The organism is Acinetobacter sp. WC-141, assembly GCF_000313935.1.
Lineage (GTDB): Bacteria > Pseudomonadota > Gammaproteobacteria > Pseudomonadales > Moraxellaceae > Acinetobacter.
In genome coordinates this window covers 26,617-43,250 of the sequence record NZ_AMSS01000050.1, presented here as the reverse complement: position 1 = coordinate 43,250, position 16,634 = coordinate 26,617, and the positions used below count along the sequence as shown (strand labels likewise).

The following is a 16,634-nucleotide window of genomic DNA, read 5'->3' as shown; positions in this document are numbered from 1 at the left end:
GACAGCCTTTTTATTAAAAATCACTTTCTTGATAAATAAATATTGGTTAGTCGATTTAAAAACTGCGGGCTTAAGGTCGAGAGTTGATAAAGCAGCTTAGTTTTTATGCCAACTGGAGTGTGAGTAGGTGTCCAGAAATGAGCCTTTTTCTCTACGAGCGTAAGTACCTGTTGAGCAATATCATTTGGTGTCAAATCTATCCCCATATTTTGAATAGTGCCTGCATTCATATTGTTGACCATTGCAGTTTGTACGAATAGCGGCATCACATCTAAAACACGAATACCATATTTTTTCCATTCTACATCTAAGCCTTCAGTAATCCCCCGAACAGCAAATTTACTGGCTGAATAAGAAATCAAATCGGCTTGTCCATAAATTGCAGAAGCTGACGAAAGATTGATAACACGTGCAAAAGAAGCTTGCTTTAAATAGGGGAGTGCCGCGTGGCAGCCATTGATAACGCCGTTTACATTAATATTTATTGTTCTTTGGTGAGCTTTAATATCAGTTGTTTCAAATGCACCAGAATATAAAATGCCAGCGTTATTCACCAAGATATTGAGTTCGCCAGCCCAGTCAGTAAATTCTTTTAATATGCTTTGCCACTGACTGTAATCACTTACATCTAAATAGCCAGCACAGGCATTTGGCCCCAAGTCGTTTGCCAATTCTTGAGCAAGCGACTCATTAATATCATAAATACCTACTTTATATCCCTGTTTGTAGAATACACGTGCAATTTCAGCCCCAATACCTTGAGCGGCGCCACTAATCAGAATACTGTATCTCATCTTTTTTCTCTTTGTCAGTACAATAGTGCGACTGATTTAATCGCTTTGATTTTGATCATAACAAATTAAAATCTTAGTTTGACTGACCGACTTTTTGAACTTGAGGGTTACCATGGATAAGTTGCTTAAAATTATGCAAGAATTACGTGAAAAATGTCCGTGGGATCAGGCGCAAACACCTATGACTCTTACTAAATATGCGATTGAAGAAGCCTATGAGGTCGAGGCTGCTATTCGTCAGGGCGATATCGATGAAATCAGAAATGAGCTGGGCGATTTGTTATTACAAGTTGTGTTTCAATCACAAATGTTTAGTGAGCAAGGCGCTTTTAACTTTAACGATGTGGTGGAATCGATCTGTGAAAAGTTAATTCGTCGTCACCCACATGTTTTTCAGGCGGATCAATTTAATAACTTAAGCTCTGAACAAGTAAGTGAGTTATGGAAACAAATTAAACAGCAAGAAAAACAAGGAATGCCGCAATCAAGGTTAGATGAAATTAAACATGGGCCAGCACTAAATCAAGCTCAGGAAATTCAAAAAAATGTCGCAAAAATTGGGTTCGATTTTGAAACCGTAGAAGATGCTTATACAAAACTAGAAGAAGAGCTAGATGAATTCAAGCAGGCACTAAAAAATCAAAATATGGATGAAATTCAAGATGAATTTGGAGATTGCCTGTTTTCATTGGTGAATGTAGGACGTAAACTTGCGATTTCAAGTGAAACTTCACTTTTATCAACAATACATAAATTTAGAAGCCGTTTTGCTTTTATTGAAGATCAAGCGCACAAACAGCAAAGAACATTAGAGGACATGACCTTGTCTGAAATGGATGAATTGTGGAATCAGGCAAAGCGACAGTTAAAGTTAGGGGAAAAAACACATGCAGATCAGCATGAGTCTTTGGAAGAGTAAATATTATATTTTTATTATTTTATTTGGGAGCTTGATTTCATCAACAATGATTCAAGCCCAATCTTTTGATCAAAATTTTAAGGAGTGGAAGGCTAAACAGCAGATGTATGATCAGAAGTTGAGCATGCAACACTCCTCTCATTCTAATGCTGCAAAAAGTACAACAATGACTGATTCTTCAGGGCAAATTCACTTGAATCAAGCCACTATTGATGAGCTTCAAAAGCTAAAAGGGATTGGTGAGAAAAAGGCTCAGGCGATTGTAGAATACCGTCAAAAGAATGGTGGCTTTAAAAATATTGATGAATTTAAAAACGTAAAGGGCATAGGTCCAGCCATTTTTGAAAAGAATAAAGCGCGGTTGAGTTTATAAATCATGTGTTTGTCAATTGTCATTTCATACGCAAACTACAGAGAATCAAATTGCCCTTTGTGTGCGTTAGAGCTATGATTAGCGACAACTTGTTATTTACGTACTGACGTAGGAGACAGCGTCTTTTGCAAACCTTGCGAGCGTCAAAATGTGGTTTGTCCACAGCCCAACTTCCTTCTTCGATTTTAGATGTGATCGATAGCCTGAATAAAGCTGGCTATGAGGCTTATATTGTTGGGGGTGGTGTCCGTGATTTAATGCTAGGGCTTAATCCTAAAGATTTCGATGCAGTCACCAATGCGACACCTTCTCAAATTAAAGAAGTTTTTGGCCGACGTTGCCGAATTATTGGTCGTCGATTTGAATTAGCACACGTGTATTCTGGGCGTGAGCTTATTGAAGTTGCAACATTCCGTGCCCCCCCTAAAAAAGCAGTTACGAGTGCCTCGGGCATGATTTTACGTGACAATAACTGGGGTACTATCGAGCAAGACTTTGCTCGACGTGACTTTTCTATCAATACGTTATATTACCAACCGCGCAAGAGTATTGTGCTCGATTTCTGTAAAGCGATTGACGATGTTAAAAACAAAACTTTGCGTTTATTGGGCGATCCCGCACAGCGCTTTGAAGAAGACCCTGTGCGTATGCTTAGAACGCTACGCTTTGCAGCCAAATTAAATTTCAAAATTGATTCAAATATTCTCGATATATTTAATGCCGAAATGACGCAACTATTGCGTGATGTCTCTCCGCATCGTTTATATGATGAATCTCAAAAGCTGTTCACAATGGGGCATTTGGCGCGTGTTTTGCCAATGTTGATTGAGTTTGGTGTCTGGAAGCAACTTTTTGCCGATGTTCAGCCTAATCTTACGCCATTCATTCAAAGAGCAGCAAAGAATACAGATCAACGTATCCAAGTAGGTAAAACCATTAACCCTGCATTTTTCTATGCAGTGTTATTGTGGCAGCCGTTTTTAGAGCGTTGTGAATTTTATTTATCTAAAGGTATCGTGCCAGCTGAAGCCCGCGCACAGGCTGGTTTAGATGTCTTAAAACGTCAAGCAACACGCACAGTTATTCCTCGCTTTGCAGAAACTTTTATTCGTGAAGTTTGGGAAATGCAAACCCGTTTGCTCAATCCAAAACCACAGCAAATAGAGGCATTGGCAGGACATGCTCGCTTCCGTGCTGGTTTTGACTTCTTGTTACTTCGTGAAAAGTCAGGTGATGACACAACACAAGGAATGGGAAGTTGGTGGGAAACCTACCAAGAAATGTCAAATGACGAAAAAGAAGCTGCTATTAGCCAATATAATCGTCAAAAAGCTAAAAACCGTCGTAAGGTAGCTGCTGAGCCGATTGAAAGTAATAAAGTTGAAACGGAAATTGAACCTTTGGTTGATATTCCGGAACCACGCACTCGTCGTGGGAAAAAAGAACGTACGAGAACAGATCAGGCAGTAAGCCGATTTGTTGAAAAAGCAACTACTTCCGAAGCAGGTGTGACGGGTGATCATCCAATTTTAAAACGTAAGCGGGTACAACGCGATTTAAGCCAAGTTGTTTTTGGGCCAACGCAATGACAATCACCACTTATATTGGTTTAGGAAGTAATTTAGGCGATTCACGTCAAATTTTAACTGAAGCCATTGCTAAGCTTAAAACATTAGGAATGGTTAAAGTTTCTAGACTTTATCAAAGTCCACCTATGGGACCTCAAGATCAGCCAAATTATTTAAATGCAGTTGCAGAATTAAATACGAATCTTGCACCTTTAGATTTGCTAGATCATTTGCAACGTTTTGAGCAAGAAGCCGGTCGTGTGCGACTTCGCCGTTGGGGTGAGCGAACCTTAGATCTGGATTTGCTTATATATGGCAATGAAAAAATTCACAATGAGCGCTTAACTGTGCCGCACATAGGAATTTTACAACGAGATTTTGTTGTAATTCCCTTATTAGATTTAGATGCAGATTTACAATTGAATGGTCAGCCACTCAAAGATTTAGAGCTGATACAGCAGCCGACACTGACTGTACTTGCTGATGAGTCTTGGGCTTAAGCTCTCGATTCATTATGTTCTGCGAACTCCTGTAGAGGATATCATCATGATTAGTCTAAGTGACTTAAGAAAATTTAAAACCGAAGGACGCAAGTTCTCTTGCCTGACTTGCTACGATGCAAGCATGGCAAAAGCAATGGAACTTGCCGAAGTTGATACAATCTTAATTGGTGATTCTCTTGGAATGGCAATTCAAGGGCGAGATTCAACTTTGCCAGTAACTGTTGAAGATATGGCTTATCATACGGCAGCTGTTCGTCGTGGTAACCAGCATGCCTTGATTATGACTGACTTACCGTTTATGAGTTATGCAACATTAAATGATGCTTTGCAAAACGCAAGAACAGTCATGCAAGCCGGCGCTCAAATGGTGAAAATCGAAGGTGGTGCATGGTTGAGTGAAATCGTGCAGGTTTTAACCCGTAATGGTGTGCCTGTTTGTGTACATTTAGGCTTAACACCTCAATCTGTACATGTATTCGGTGGCTATAAATTACAAGCTAGAACACGTGAAGCAGCAGATCAGCTTATTGCTGATTGTACAGCAGTAGTTGAGGCGGGCGCAGCGGTATTATTACTTGAATGTGTTCCTGCTCAGTTGGGACAAGAAATTGCTGAATTATTCCCAAATACGCCTGTAATTGGTATTGGTGCAGGTAATGCAACCGATGGCCAAGTATTGGTTGTACAAGATATGTTAGGTTTAACTTTTGGCCGAGTTGCGCGTTTTGTACGTAACTTTATGAAAGAACAATCAGGTGAAACTGCCATTTTAGATGCTTTTAAAGCTTATCATGCTGCGGTACTTGATCAGTCATTCCCTGCTAAAGAACATACTTTTCACGTTGAGCTGTAATTCATGAAAACAGAAACCACCATACAAGGTCTTGCAGCTTCTTTAAATCCTGCTAGAGCTGCACGTAAAATTATTGGTTTTGTCCCAACCATGGGAAATCTACATGAAGGACATCTCACTCTTGTTCGTGAAGCGAAAAAGCTATGTGATGTTGTGGTTGTAAGCATCTTTGTAAATCCGACTCAATTTGGACCGGGCGAAGATTTTGACAACTATCCTCGTACTTTAGAGCAAGATAGTCGTCTACTTGCCGATGTCGGCTGTGACATTATTTTTGCGCCATCAGTTGAGCAAATGTACGGTACACAACCGCGCTTAACTAACATTAGTGTCAGCCAGATTACCGATGCTTTATGCGGTAGTTCACGTCCAGGACATTTTGATGGTGTAGCTTTGGTTGTAACTAAGCTTTTTAATATTGTGCAACCGAACTACGCTTTCTTTGGACAAAAAGATTACCAGCAGTTAGCCGTTATTCGCCAGTTTGTACAAGATTTAAATATTCCTTTAGAAGTAATTGGTGTACCAATTGTTCGCGCAGCAGATGGTTTGGCACTTAGCTCAAGAAATGGTTATTTAAGTGCTGAGCACCGTCAGGTGGCTCCGGTTATTTATCAAAGTTTGAAGCACGCTGAGCAACAGTTACATCAAGGCAAAGATTTGCAACAAGTTATAGAAGATATCAAAACTCAGTTGACAGATAATGGTTTTGTTGTTGATTATGTCGAAGCTCGTCAGACAAATCTGTTACCTGCTACTCAATTTGATCGTGATATTGTGTTATTTGTCGCGGCAAAACTGGGAGCAACACGTTTGATTGATAATTTAGAAGTCGCCTTTACACCCCAATAAAAGAGATCAAAGGACAGCCATGCCATGAAGCGTATACTTATCGTGACAGGACAGTCTGGTTCAGGAAAATCTTCAGCCCTTCAAGTATTAGAAGATTTGGGCTATTACTGTATTGATAATTTGCCTTTGGCATTGCTGCCTGAAATTGTAGCAAAGCTTGATCATGAAAATAATCTGGAACAATTAGCTTTAGGTGTGGATGTGAGAAGTACTCGGGCAGATATGCAAGAGTTCGACCATGTTTTTGAGCAATTACAAAGACATGGCACTGTTGATGTTATTTATCTGACTACGCAAGATCAGGATTTGATTGCACGTTTTAGTGCATCACGTCGTCCACATCCACTCGCTAACCGTTTTAAAAGCCTGTTGCAATGTATTCATGAAGAAAAGCAGTTGCTGCTTCCTATCCAGTTCCGCGCTACGGTTCACATTGATACAACGGATAAAAGCGTTCATGATTTAAAGCATATTTTACTGTCTAAATTAGGGCAGTCAGATAAGCTTATTGTCATATTGCAGTCCTTTGGATATAAACATGGTATTCCTTTAGATGCCGACTATGTTTTTGATGTACGGCATTTACCAAATCCCCATTGGGATTTAGAATTAAGACGTTTTTCTGGTTTGGATGAGCCAGTAAGACAATTTTTAGAAGCAAGTCCCCAAGCAAACGAAATGTTTGATGATATTCTTCACTTCTTAAAAAAATGGCTTCCAGCATTTGCTGAAGGACATCGTCACTATATGACGATTTCTATTGGTTGCACTGGAGGTCAACATCGTTCGGTTTATATCGTAGATAGACTAAAACAAGCACTTGAGGCAGAATGGTCTGTTCAGGTCTTACACAGAGAAATGAAGCACTGGTCATGATAGACACAACTGTTGATGTAATTAATAAACTCGGTTTACATGCTCGTGCATCAGGAAAACTGATAGAGGTCACTACAAAGTTTCGTTCGTCGATCCAGATTGGAAAAGGCGATCATTTGGTAGATGCAAAAAATATTATGTCTTTGCTGATGTTAGGTGCAGGTAAAGGGACCACTTTGCGATTGGTCATTGATGGCACCGATGAAGAACAGGCATTAAATGAAGTACAGGCGTTATTCGCAGCAAAATTTTATGAGGCAGATTAATCGTGGCACGTGGTTCCCAACGTTATACTGAAGAAGATTTCGGTTCTTTAGAAGGACGTGCAAGTAAAACTGAACAGAAAAAAGCAGTGCAACGCATGGCTGCTTTAGGTGAGCAACTCGCACAACTTTCTATTAAACAAATTCAGAAACTTCCAGTTGATGAGCGTTTAATTGATGCTTTAATGGAAGTGCAGAACATTAGTTCTTTTGAAGCACGTCGTCGCCAATTTCAACGTATTGGTAAGTTATTGCGCAATGAAGATGAGACGATTATTTTGTCTTATTTAACTCCGCAACAAGGCGCAAAAAGACAGGCTCAATTAATGCGTTGGGTTGACCGCATGATTGAACAGGGTGATCCTGCAATTAATGAATTTAGTAAAATTTATAATGCATCGGAACGTCATACCTTGCGTCAGCATGTGTTGAGAATCAATCGCGATAAAACTCAACAGGCGAGTGAAGCAGATATTGAGGCATCAAAAGTTAAATTTGTTAACTATGTGCAGCAAATTGCATTATTGTCTGATCAAGGCTAAATGCACTTAAATAAAAAAGCGACGCTCAAAGCGTCGCTTTTTTTATCTATATATTTTCTGCGCGTTCTTTTGCCCATTCACGCAAAATAAACTTTTGTAATTTGCCGGTCGATGTTTTTGGAATTTCTGTAATGACCACATCTTTAGGAACTTTAAAGCGTGCTAATTCTTTTTGGCAATGTGCAATAATTTCTTCAGGCGTTGCTGTCGCACCCATCTTTAATTCAATAAAAGCACATGGCACTTCTTGCCAACGAGCATCGGGTTTAGCCACTACCGCAGCGGTTAAAACAGCGGGGTGTTTATATAAAACATCTTCTACTTCTAGAGATGAAATATTTTCTCCACCTGAAATAATAATGTCTTTCGAGCGATCAGTAATTTTTGCATAACCATCAGGATGGAAAACGGCTAAATCTCCCGTGTGGAACCATCCGCCAGCAAAAGCTTCTTGGGTGGCTTGGGGATTCTTTAAATATCCTTTCATGACAATATTGCCACGAAACATTATTTCTCCCATAGTTTGCCCATCATTGGGTACAGGCTGCATCGTTTCTGGGTCTAACACACGCATACTGTCTTGCAAAGGATAAGGTACACCTTGACGAGAATGAAGCTGAGCTTGCTCGGCAATTGAAAGCTCATTCCATCCCGATTGCGAAGCACATAAGGCAGAAGGACCATAGGTTTCTGTTAAGCCATACACATGGTTCACATTAATTCCCATATTTCGCATGCCTTCAATAATAGCGACAGGGGGAGCTGCTCCGGCAACCATTACTTCAACATGGTGGTCAAAGTTAGTTTGTTTTTCTTTAGGTAAGTTAATAATCATCGAAAGAACAATAGGTGCACCACAGAAATAATCAACTTTATGTTCTGCAATGAGTTGCATGACTAATTCTGGGTCGACTTTGCGTAAACAAATATTGGTTCCACCGCTGGCAGCGATACTCCATGCGAAACACCAGCCATTACAATGGAAAAGCGGTAATGTCCATAAATACACAGCGCGAGGTTTCATTCCGCAGGCCAATATATTACTTGCAGCATTGAGGTAAGCCCCACGATGATGATAAACAACGCCTTTAGGATTACCTGTAGTTCCGGATGTGTAGTTTAAGCTAATTGCATCCCATTCATCTTCTGGTAAATGCCAAGTAAAGTTAATGTCGCCTTGGGCAATCCATTCTTCATATTCAAAAGATCCGATAAACTGATTTTCACCTTCATATTCATCATCAGCTACGTCAATCACAATAATGTGTTGGTCCGGAATAAGAGAGAGAGCTTCTCTTGCCAAATTAACAAATTCAGGGTCAACCAACAGTACTTTGCTTTCAGCATGTTCAAGCATGAAAGCTATTGTTTTTGCATCTAAGCGTGTATTGAGTGTATTGAGTACGGCACCAGCCATCGGAACTGCAAAATGTGCTTCAACCATGGCTGGAATATTTGGCAATAAGACTGATACCGTATCATTTTTTTCAATTCCCAGTTGTTTGAGCTGAGAAGCAAATTGGCAACACCGTTGGTAAGTTTCTTTCCATGAAATTTGGCGTTTACCATGAATAATCGAAGCTTGATTTGGATAAATATAAGCTGCACGTTCTAAGTAGCGTAGCGGTGATAATGCAACAAAGTTTGCGGGTGTGCGTGGTAATTCATCATAAGCACTAACCATGGTAAACAACTCCGTGTTCTATTTTTAATTCATTCTTTGAAAATATGACTTAATACTCATCAAAGCATCTATGCTTTAGTCTTAAAGAGAAATACCCTTCAGTCAGAAAATGAGCAAAAATGCTATTTTCTTCATCTTAAACCACTTGCGTTGAGCGTGTTTAAAAAATCTTCCCAATATATTTTTTAAGTCATTTATTGCTGTTTACCTGATAAGCAAAATGTATTTATGATTTTATGGGTTCAAAGGTTTTCACTTTGCTTGAACAAGTGTAAAATCTTTCAGGTTTTTTTAATTTTGCTTTACACCGTTTTTATATTTTGAGGTTCGCCTCGATCATAATCTCGCGGTGAAATGCTCCTTCGTATAGGGCATCACTCCTTAAGGATTTTTTTATGCCAATTATCACATTGCCAAATGGCGATCAAAAGAGTTTTGATCATGCCGTATCTGTTATGGAAGTTGCCCAAAGTATTGGGCCCGGTCTAGCAAAGAATACTGTTGCCGGACGAGTAAATGATCGCTTAGTTGATGCATGTGACTTAATTACCGAAGATTCAACCTTACAAATTATCACTCCAAAAGATGAAGAAGGTCTTGAAATCATTCGCCATTCTTGCGCGCACCTTGTAGGACACGCTGTTAAACAGCTATTCCCTGAAGCCAAGATGGTGATTGGTCCAGTCATTGAAGAAGGTTTTTACTACGACATCTGGATGCCTCGTCCGTTTACATTAGACGATATGGCAGCGATCGAAGAGCGTATGAAAAAGCTTATCGATCAAGATTACGATGTCGTTAAAAAAATGACACCACGTGATGAAGTAATTGCTGAATTTACTGCACGTGGCGAAGAATACAAATTACGCTTGATTGCAGACATGCCAGAAGAAACACAAATGGGCTTGTACTACCATCAAGACTATTTGGACATGTGCCGTGGTCCACACGTACCAAACACCAAATTCTTAAAATCATTCAAGCTGACAAAAATCTCTGGCGCTTACTGGCGTGGCGATGCGAAGAATGAACAGCTTCAACGTATTTATGGTACAGCATGGGCTGATAAGAAACAGCTTGCTGCATACATTAAGCGTATTGAAGAAGCTGAAAAACGCGACCACCGTAAAATTGGTAAAGCTTTAGACTTGTTCCATATGCAAGAAGAAGCACCAGGTATGGTGTTCTGGCATCCAAATGGTTGGACGATTTATCAAGTTCTTGAACAATACATGCGTAAAGTTCAGCAAGACAATGGTTACCTTGAGATTAAAACACCGCAAATCGTAGATTTTACGCTTTGGGAAAAATCAGGTCATGCGGCAAACTACGCTGACAACATGTTTACGACTCATTCTGAAAGTCGTAATTATGCGGTTAAACCAATGAACTGCCCATGTCACGTGCAAGTTTTCAACCAAGGTTTGAAGTCTTACCGTGATTTGCCAATTCGTTTGGCAGAGTTTGGTTCTTGCCATCGTAATGAACCATCTGGTTCTTTACACGGTATTATGCGTGTACGTGGCTTTACACAAGATGATGCTCATATCTTCTGTACGAAAGAACAAATCGGTCAAGAAGTTGCAGACTTTATTAAACTGACACTTGATGTTTATAAAGATTTTGGCTTTGAAGAAGTGCAAATGAAACTTTCTACACGTCCAGAAAAACGTGTGGGTGATGATGCGCTTTGGGATATGGCTGAGAAATCTTTAGCAGATGCTTTAGATGCAGCGGGACTTGAGTGGGAATTACAACCAGGTGAGGGCGCGTTCTACGGTCCGAAAATTGAATTCTCATTGAAAGACTGTCTCGGACGTGTATGGCAATGTGGTACTATTCAGTGTGACTTCAATTTACCAGAACGTTTAGATGCTTCTTACGTGACTGAAGACAATGATCGTGATCAGCCTGTTATGTTGCATCGTGCAATTCTTGGCAGTTTTGAACGTTTTATTGGTATACTAATTGAACACTACGCTGGTTTCATGCCACCTTGGTTGTCGCCGTTACAAGCATGTGTTATGAATATTACTGACTCTCAAGCTGAAGCTTGTGAGAAAGTCGTAGCAAAACTCAAAGAAAATGGTCTTCGTGCTATTTCTGACTTGAGAAACGAAAAAATCGGATTTAAGATTCGTGAGCGTACTCTAGAGCGTATTCCTTACCTGTTAGTTCTTGGTGATCGAGAAGTTGAAGAAGGTACAGTGAATGTACGTACGCGCTCAGGAAAAAATTTAGGTACTATGTCAGTAGATGCATTCATTGACTTAGTGAAGTCTGCCGTCGCCGAACGCGGCCGGTATATTGTGGAGTAAGAAAGATTAAACAGCCTGACCGTAACCAACAACAAGGTGCAAAAAGCAACCGTCCAGCAATTAACGATGAGATCCGTGCAAAAGAAGTACGCCTCGTCGGTGCTGAAGGTGAGCAAAAAGGAATTGTTTCATTAAGTGAAGCACTGCGTGCTGCTGAAGAGGTTGAACTTGATCTTGTTGAGATCGTTGCAAACGCCGAGCCGCCTGTTTGTAAAATTATGGATTACAACAAGCACTTGTTTGACCTTAAGCAGAAGCAAAAAGATGCGAAGAAAAAACAGCATCAAGTGCAAGTGAAGGAAATCAAACTGCGCCCTGCAACTGATGTTGGTGATTATCAAGTTAAGCTTCGTGCTATTTTGAAATTCCTTGAAGAAGGAAACAAAGTGAAGATCACTTTACGTTTCCGTGGTCGTGAAATGGCTCATCAACAGCTTGGCTTAGCTCAATTGCAAAAAATTGAAGCAGATGTAGCTGAGTTTGGGGTTGTGGAACAAGCACCGAAAATGGAAGGCCGTCAAATGGGTATGTTACTTGGACCGAAAAAGAAAAAGTAATACTCAAAAAAAGCACTGCAAAAGCAGTGCTTTTTTATATCCTCATAACAATAAAAAAAGATCATTTAACTTTTCTCTATTCAGTTTTATTTACGACAATTGGTGTATTTTTTTAAGAAATTCAATTCACGAATTTTATGTATTTTTTAGTGTTGGAAATCTAATCGTCTCTCTTAAAACATGATATAACGCAAGACGCAGTCATGATAACGATGAATAGGAAAATAGAATGATTGATCTATATTATTGGGGAACGCCCAATGGACATAAAATCACAATTGCCTTAGAAGAAATGGGACTGGATTACACCCTTTACCCAATCAATATTTTAGAGAATGACCAATTTCAACCAGATTTCCTGAAAATTTCCCCAAATAATAAAATTCCTGCGATTGTGGATCAAAATGGACCTCGTGGTGAGCCGATATCTATATTTGAATCGGGTGCTATCTTGCAATATTTAGGTCGAAAAACTGGGTTATTTTATCCAGCCGATGAGCAAGAGCGAGTTGAAGTTGAGCAATGGCTTATGTGGCAAATGGGTGGTTTAGGGCCTATGCTTGGGCAAAATCATCATTTCAATCGTTTTGCCCCAGAAAAAATCCCCTATGCTATAGAGCGCTATGTAAATGAGACTAAACGTTTATATGGTGTACTTAATAAGCAATTAATTGGTCAGAAGTTTGTTGCAGGTGAATATTCTATTGCTGACATGGCAATTTTGCCGTGGATTTTACGTTATGAATGGCAAGGTATTCAAATTGAAGACTATCCATACGTACAAGAATATATTGTCCGCTTAACAGCACGTCCAGCCGTTCAGAAAGCACTATCAATTAAAGTAGCTTAATTTCTTGCCTAGATTTAGTAAATGTTTAAAGTGAAAAGTCGTTTGGTGTAATTGATTATGCTGAGTTACTTTTTGCTTTTTATCAGTGCTTTTGGCGCTGCCACTTTATTGCCTCTACAGTCTGAAGCGGTATTGGTCACCTTATTATTGAAAGAACAATATTCAGCTTTGCTTTTAGTTAGCATAGCGACTTTGGGTAATGTATTGGGCTCTTGTGTCAATTGGTGGTTAGGCCTAAAGATAGAGCAATTTAAGCACCATAAGTGGTTTCCTGTTTCTGAAAAGCGTTTAGAACAAGCCCAACGCTTTTATCATAAGTATGGATTTTACTCCTTGCTTTTGAGTTGGGCGCCTATCATTGGTGACCCAATTACTTTGGTTGCTGGACTCTTCAAAGAAAATTTTTGGCGCTTCCTTGGTATTGTCATTATTGCTAAAGCAGGGCGCTATTTGTTTATTTACTGGGTGGTGATGGGTTTTATTTAAAATAAAAAAGCATCCGAAGATGCTTTGATTTATAACTATTTAAATTAATCTTCTGAACTTTTGGTGATATCAACTTTAAATAGATCATTCGTTTTGATCCAACAGAAAGTCACAACAACCAAAGTCATACAGCCTCCAAAAATTGTAGCGGTAATCGTGCCTAAATATTTAGCCGCTAAACCTGATTCAAAGGCTCCTAATTCATTACTCGAAGATACAAACATACCGTTTACGGCAGCAACGCGGCCTCGCATATTTTCTGGTGGGAAAATTTGCAAAATAGTTTGTCTTACAACAACAGAAATACTGTCACATGCGCCTGTCATAGCAAGAGCAAAAAGAGATAACCACATATTATTTGAGAAGGCGAATAGAATAGTAAATATTCCGAAACCTGCTACAGCAAGTAACATGTTACGCCATGCGTGCTGAGTTGGCGGAAAGCGAGTCAAAGCAATCATGGTGATAAGTGCGCCAATAGATGGAGCTGCTCGTAAATATCCAAGCCCTTCTGGGCCGACTTTTAATATATCTTCTGCGAAAATTGGTAATAACGCGATAACACCGCCAAATAAAACAGAAGCTAAATCAAGAGAAATCGCCCAAAGAACAATTTTGGTTTTCCAGATAAAACGGAAACCTTCTCCTAAACTTTTTAAAACATTGTCAGTTTCAATTTTAGGGAAATTACGTTTGTGCAATAAGTTAATTAAAATAAAGCAAATAGTAAGTAAGGCAGCCACACTAAATAGGCTAGTTTCCCGGCCTAAATAAGCAAGCATAAAACCACCCAACATTGGTCCAATAATTACACCACTTTGCCAACCAATCGTTGTCCATGTCGCACCATTTGCATAAAGTTCGCGCGGAATTAAAAATGGTTTTAAAGATGTTGCAGAAGGATTGTAGAAACCGCGGATTGTTCCTAAACCAAAAATAACAGCATAAATGCCCCAAGAAAGGAAATTAACACTGATATGGCCTAAACCATGTAAGTGGAAAAGTAACCATAAAACCAGAGGAAGCGGAACCGAGAAAAATAAACAGATTTTCATAATAATCTGTTTATTAAACCTATCTGCAAAATAGCCTCCCCAAAGAGAAAGGGCAATAAAAGGAATAGCTTCTGCAAGTCCGATTAAACCTAAAGTCAGTGGGTCTTTGGTGATTTGATATAATGAATAGGCAACAATAATTTCTTGAATCAAAATTGCGAGCGTTAAGCAAAACTGATTGATCGTAACGATAGAAAAGTCTCGATACCGCAATGCAGCGAAAGCATCATTTTGTGTATTCATATTCTTTTGAATTTAGGAGATTGCACTTATTATAGGCGATGATTTTATGGATTTTCTCATAATTTGATAATTGATTATAAAAAATATCGTTTATATAAAATAGACAATTTACTATCAAAAAATGAGCATTTTACTTTTGTTTTAAGTTGGGATGCTTTAGAATATCGGCTCCCTTACCTGCAGGTCGTTTTTGCAATGGTGCAAACGTTCCGAACAGGTGTTCAAAAGAGGTTGTTATGCCTAAGATGAAAACTCGCCGTGGTGCTGCTAAACGCTTCAAAGCGACTGCACACGGTTTCAAGCGCAAACAAGCATTTAAGCGCCACATTTTGACCAAAAAATCTGCTAAACGTATCCGTCAATTACGCGGCTGTGTAATGGTTCATGTTTCTGACGTGAACTCAGTTCGTCGTATGTGCCCATACATCTAAGGAGATTATAAATGGCTCGTGTAAAACGTGGTGTAGTGGCTCATCGTCGTCACAAAAAAATTCTTGCTCGCGCTAAAGGTTACTATGGTGCTCGTTCACGCGTTTACCGCGTAGCGTTCCAAGCGGTAATCAAAGCTGGTCAATACGCTTATCGTGACCGCCGTCAAAAGAAACGTCAATTCCGTGCTCTATGGATTGCGCGTATCAATGCTGGTGCTCGTCAAAACGGTTTGTCTTACAGCCGTATGATCGATGGCTTGAAAAAAGCTCAAGTGATCATCGACCGTCGCGTATTAGCTGACATCGCTATGCATGATGCAGTAGCATTTGCTGCTTTAGCTGAAAAAGCTAAAGGTGCATTAGCTGCATAAGCTTAGAGATTCAAAAAAAGACCGCTTTTTAGCGGTCTTTTTTATTTATTTAAAGCCCAAAATAATAAGCCAGAGCACAAATAATAATCGTTAGAATAATCAGCTTAATAACGCCTGAACCAGTGCCTTTATGGTGGTGAGATTTCAACTGTTGTGGAATTTCATTTGATTGCTCAAACGGAGAGACCTTAGCAACTGGAATTATTTGAGCTGTTTGGTAGTGATTAGCAGCCTTAACAATAAGTTTGGCAAACAAATCATCAGTCTTTTGCGTAAAATTTCTTAAATTAATGAGTTGTTCTTGGTCTAGCTCTTCTCCTAACGGATCATTTGCAAGACGTTTTTTTTGTTCTAAATAATTGGCTAATGCTTGAGTACGAGATAAAAGCTGGTGAGCATAATCTGCAGGATAAGTCTCTGGAATTAAAGCAAGCCTTGGTTCTTGGCTCGTAATGTTGGTGCCATCAAAGTAAATTTTTTGAAATTCTGGTTCCTCAAAGCCTGCTGCATATTTACTACGAAATAACTCACTATCCATAAAGTCAGCTATTTCTTGCCATGGTGGATTTTTTAAATCTGCGTCTACTTTTTTTGATAATTTTTCATTGAGTTCAAAACGCCAGAAAGTTTCTAAACGAAGCTCGCAGGTTTGTGAAGCGGGGGCTTCAAACTCATTGTCATTGTTATACCATTCAGCAAGTTCATGGCCGAAAATCCATGCAAATTTCTTATCATTTTGATGGCTAACGATAAAATGAGTGTAAGGTAAAAGCTCAACATTGCTGTTTGGATTTTGCTCTTCATTTAGAAGGCTTGATAAATGTAAACTGAGTTGCGTGGTACCTTGTTTTTTTAGGGCCTCTAGCCAAACTTGAAAGTGTTGAGCAAGTAAATGCTGCGAAGCTAAGTCACGAAACTGAAAACTATGATGATCAAAAATATGATGTTGTCGCCATTGGGTGAAGCTTAAATTTTGGCGGAGGTATTCATTACCATATGTCACAAGCGTAAGTTGTTGTTTCCAAATTTGATTGAGCGCCATAATAGTTGATCTCGTTGACGATGCTATTATCTTATACGTTTTATCTTTTTGTTG

General features: G+C 39.3%; 19 protein-coding genes. 15 read left to right on the top strand and 4 right to left on the bottom strand.

What is annotated here, in order from left to right:
- Window positions 1–20: 20 nt before the first annotated feature.
- Entirely contained in the window at window positions 21–794 is a 774-nt protein-coding gene (locus tag ACINWC141_RS09855) for an SDR family oxidoreductase (protein WP_009390896.1), read from the bottom strand.
- A 112-nt stretch (window positions 795–906) separates the two neighbouring features.
- Between ACINWC141_RS09855 and mazG the strand changes: the two genes are divergently transcribed.
- From mazG to yjgA, 9 genes are all read left to right on the top strand, one after another.
- The gene (mazG, locus tag ACINWC141_RS09850; RefSeq protein ID WP_009390700.1) at window positions 907–1,713 is read left to right on the top strand and encodes a nucleoside triphosphate pyrophosphohydrolase; all 807 of its coding nucleotides are present in this window, start codon (window positions 907–909) and stop codon (window positions 1,711–1,713) included.
- Window positions 1,682–2,086 carry a ComEA family DNA-binding protein gene (locus tag ACINWC141_RS09845; protein WP_009390824.1) on the top strand — a complete coding sequence of 135 codons (405 nt, stop codon included), beginning with the start codon at window positions 1,682–1,684 and terminating at the stop codon, window positions 2,084–2,086. Before mazG ends, ACINWC141_RS09845 begins: the two co-directional genes overlap by 32 nt.
- A gap of 125 nt (window positions 2,087–2,211) precedes the next feature.
- Entirely contained in the window at window positions 2,212–3,675 is a 1,464-nt protein-coding gene (gene pcnB, locus ACINWC141_RS09840) for a polynucleotide adenylyltransferase PcnB (protein ID WP_009390756.1), read from the top strand.
- Window positions 3,672–4,154 (top strand): 2-amino-4-hydroxy-6-hydroxymethyldihydropteridine diphosphokinase, encoded by a 483-nt coding sequence (gene folK / locus ACINWC141_RS09835; protein WP_009390870.1) that lies wholly within the window; start codon window positions 3,672–3,674, stop codon window positions 4,152–4,154. The genes pcnB and folK overlap by 4 nt, the downstream gene beginning before the upstream one ends.
- Before the next feature lie 46 nt (window positions 4,155–4,200).
- The gene (gene panB, locus ACINWC141_RS09830) at window positions 4,201–5,010 is read left to right on the top strand and encodes a 3-methyl-2-oxobutanoate hydroxymethyltransferase (protein ID WP_009390809.1); all 810 of its coding nucleotides are present in this window, start codon (window positions 4,201–4,203) and stop codon (window positions 5,008–5,010) included.
- A 3-nt stretch (window positions 5,011–5,013) separates the two neighbouring features.
- Entirely contained in the window at window positions 5,014–5,862 is an 849-nt protein-coding gene (gene panC, locus ACINWC141_RS09825; protein WP_009390714.1) for a pantoate--beta-alanine ligase, read from the top strand.
- A 24-nt stretch (window positions 5,863–5,886) separates the two neighbouring features.
- Entirely contained in the window at window positions 5,887–6,738 is an 852-nt protein-coding gene (rapZ, locus tag ACINWC141_RS09820) for an RNase adapter RapZ (protein WP_003655028.1), read from the top strand.
- Complete coding sequence (locus ACINWC141_RS09815) at window positions 6,735–7,004, top strand: HPr family phosphocarrier protein (protein ID WP_000567533.1); 270 nt, start codon at window positions 6,735–6,737, stop codon at window positions 7,002–7,004. Before rapZ ends, ACINWC141_RS09815 begins: the two co-directional genes overlap by 4 nt.
- 2 nt (window positions 7,005–7,006) lie before the next feature.
- Entirely contained in the window at window positions 7,007–7,543 is a 537-nt protein-coding gene (gene yjgA, locus ACINWC141_RS09810) for a ribosome biogenesis factor YjgA (RefSeq protein ID WP_004794549.1), read from the top strand.
- Window positions 7,544–7,589: 46 nt separating this feature from the next.
- Here the strand turns inward: yjgA and ACINWC141_RS09805 are convergent, their stop codons facing one another.
- A complete protein-coding gene (locus ACINWC141_RS09805) occupies window positions 7,590–9,227 on the bottom strand; it encodes an acyl-CoA synthetase (protein WP_009390761.1) in 1,638 nt (545 codons plus the stop codon).
- A 395-nt stretch (window positions 9,228–9,622) separates the two neighbouring features.
- Between ACINWC141_RS09805 and thrS the strand changes: the two genes are divergently transcribed.
- From thrS to ACINWC141_RS09785, 4 genes are all read left to right on the top strand, one after another.
- On the top strand, window positions 9,623–11,545 hold the full coding sequence (thrS, locus tag ACINWC141_RS09800; RefSeq protein WP_004794546.1) for a threonine--tRNA ligase: 1,923 nt from the start codon (window positions 9,623–9,625) through the stop codon (window positions 11,543–11,545).
- A gap of 5 nt (window positions 11,546–11,550) precedes the next feature.
- Complete coding sequence (gene infC, locus ACINWC141_RS09795; protein ID WP_080592984.1) at window positions 11,551–12,102, top strand: translation initiation factor IF-3; 552 nt, start codon at window positions 11,551–11,553, stop codon at window positions 12,100–12,102.
- Window positions 12,103–12,331: 229 nt separating this feature from the next.
- Complete coding sequence (locus ACINWC141_RS09790) at window positions 12,332–12,952, top strand: glutathione S-transferase N-terminal domain-containing protein (protein WP_009390762.1); 621 nt, start codon at window positions 12,332–12,334, stop codon at window positions 12,950–12,952.
- Window positions 12,953–13,009: 57 nt separating this feature from the next.
- Complete coding sequence (locus ACINWC141_RS09785) at window positions 13,010–13,438, top strand: YqaA family protein (RefSeq protein ID WP_009390683.1); 429 nt, start codon at window positions 13,010–13,012, stop codon at window positions 13,436–13,438.
- 44 nt (window positions 13,439–13,482) lie between these two features.
- Here the strand turns inward: ACINWC141_RS09785 and nreB are convergent, their stop codons facing one another.
- Window positions 13,483–14,736 (bottom strand): nickel resistance MFS transporter NreB, encoded by a 1,254-nt coding sequence (nreB, locus tag ACINWC141_RS09780; protein WP_009390704.1) that lies wholly within the window; start codon window positions 14,734–14,736, stop codon window positions 13,483–13,485.
- Window positions 14,737–14,972: 236 nt separating this feature from the next.
- Between nreB and rpmI the strand changes: the two genes are divergently transcribed.
- Both rpmI and rplT read left to right on the top strand, forming a co-directional pair.
- Window positions 14,973–15,167 (top strand): 50S ribosomal protein L35, encoded by a 195-nt coding sequence (gene rpmI / locus ACINWC141_RS09775; RefSeq protein WP_003655048.1) that lies wholly within the window; start codon window positions 14,973–14,975, stop codon window positions 15,165–15,167.
- 11 nt (window positions 15,168–15,178) lie between these two features.
- Window positions 15,179–15,538, top strand: a complete 360-nt coding sequence (gene rplT / locus ACINWC141_RS09770) for a 50S ribosomal protein L20 (RefSeq protein ID WP_000124858.1) — start codon at window positions 15,179–15,181, stop codon at window positions 15,536–15,538.
- A gap of 49 nt (window positions 15,539–15,587) precedes the next feature.
- Here the strand turns inward: rplT and ACINWC141_RS09765 are convergent, their stop codons facing one another.
- A complete protein-coding gene (locus ACINWC141_RS09765; protein ID WP_009390785.1) occupies window positions 15,588–16,580 on the bottom strand; it encodes a hypothetical protein in 993 nt (330 codons plus the stop codon).
- Between the last annotated feature and the right edge of the window lie 54 nt (window positions 16,581–16,634).

What these genes read in the sequence shown, in the direction of transcription:
- rapZ (WP_003655028.1), top strand. Translation starts at nt 5,887, where the DNA reads ATGAAGCGTATACTTATCGTGACAGGACAGTCTGGTTCAGGAAAATCT.
- ACINWC141_RS09765 (WP_009390785.1), bottom strand. Translation starts at nt 16,580, where the DNA reads ATGGCGCTCAATCAAATTTGGAAACAACAACTTACGCTTGTGACATAT.
- ACINWC141_RS09785 (WP_009390683.1), top strand. Translation starts at nt 13,010, where the DNA reads ATGCTGAGTTACTTTTTGCTTTTTATCAGTGCTTTTGGCGCTGCCACT.
- panB (WP_009390809.1), top strand. Translation starts at nt 4,201, where the DNA reads ATGATTAGTCTAAGTGACTTAAGAAAATTTAAAACCGAAGGACGCAAG.
- ACINWC141_RS09805 (WP_009390761.1), bottom strand. Translation starts at nt 9,227, where the DNA reads ATGGTTAGTGCTTATGATGAATTACCACGCACACCCGCAAACTTTGTT.
- panC (WP_009390714.1), top strand. Translation starts at nt 5,014, where the DNA reads ATGAAAACAGAAACCACCATACAAGGTCTTGCAGCTTCTTTAAATCCT.
- ACINWC141_RS09845 (WP_009390824.1), top strand. Translation starts at nt 1,682, where the DNA reads ATGCAGATCAGCATGAGTCTTTGGAAGAGTAAATATTATATTTTTATT.
- ACINWC141_RS09815 (WP_000567533.1), top strand. Translation starts at nt 6,735, where the DNA reads ATGATAGACACAACTGTTGATGTAATTAATAAACTCGGTTTACATGCT.
- mazG (WP_009390700.1), top strand. Translation starts at nt 907, where the DNA reads ATGGATAAGTTGCTTAAAATTATGCAAGAATTACGTGAAAAATGTCCG.
- rpmI (WP_003655048.1), top strand. Translation starts at nt 14,973, where the DNA reads ATGCCTAAGATGAAAACTCGCCGTGGTGCTGCTAAACGCTTCAAAGCG.
- ACINWC141_RS09855 (WP_009390896.1), bottom strand. Translation starts at nt 794, where the DNA reads ATGAGATACAGTATTCTGATTAGTGGCGCCGCTCAAGGTATTGGGGCT.
- rplT (WP_000124858.1), top strand. Translation starts at nt 15,179, where the DNA reads ATGGCTCGTGTAAAACGTGGTGTAGTGGCTCATCGTCGTCACAAAAAA.
- folK (WP_009390870.1), top strand. Translation starts at nt 3,672, where the DNA reads ATGACAATCACCACTTATATTGGTTTAGGAAGTAATTTAGGCGATTCA.
- ACINWC141_RS09790 (WP_009390762.1), top strand. Translation starts at nt 12,332, where the DNA reads ATGATTGATCTATATTATTGGGGAACGCCCAATGGACATAAAATCACA.
- thrS (WP_004794546.1), top strand. Translation starts at nt 9,623, where the DNA reads ATGCCAATTATCACATTGCCAAATGGCGATCAAAAGAGTTTTGATCAT.
- nreB (WP_009390704.1), bottom strand. Translation starts at nt 14,736, where the DNA reads ATGAATACACAAAATGATGCTTTCGCTGCATTGCGGTATCGAGACTTT.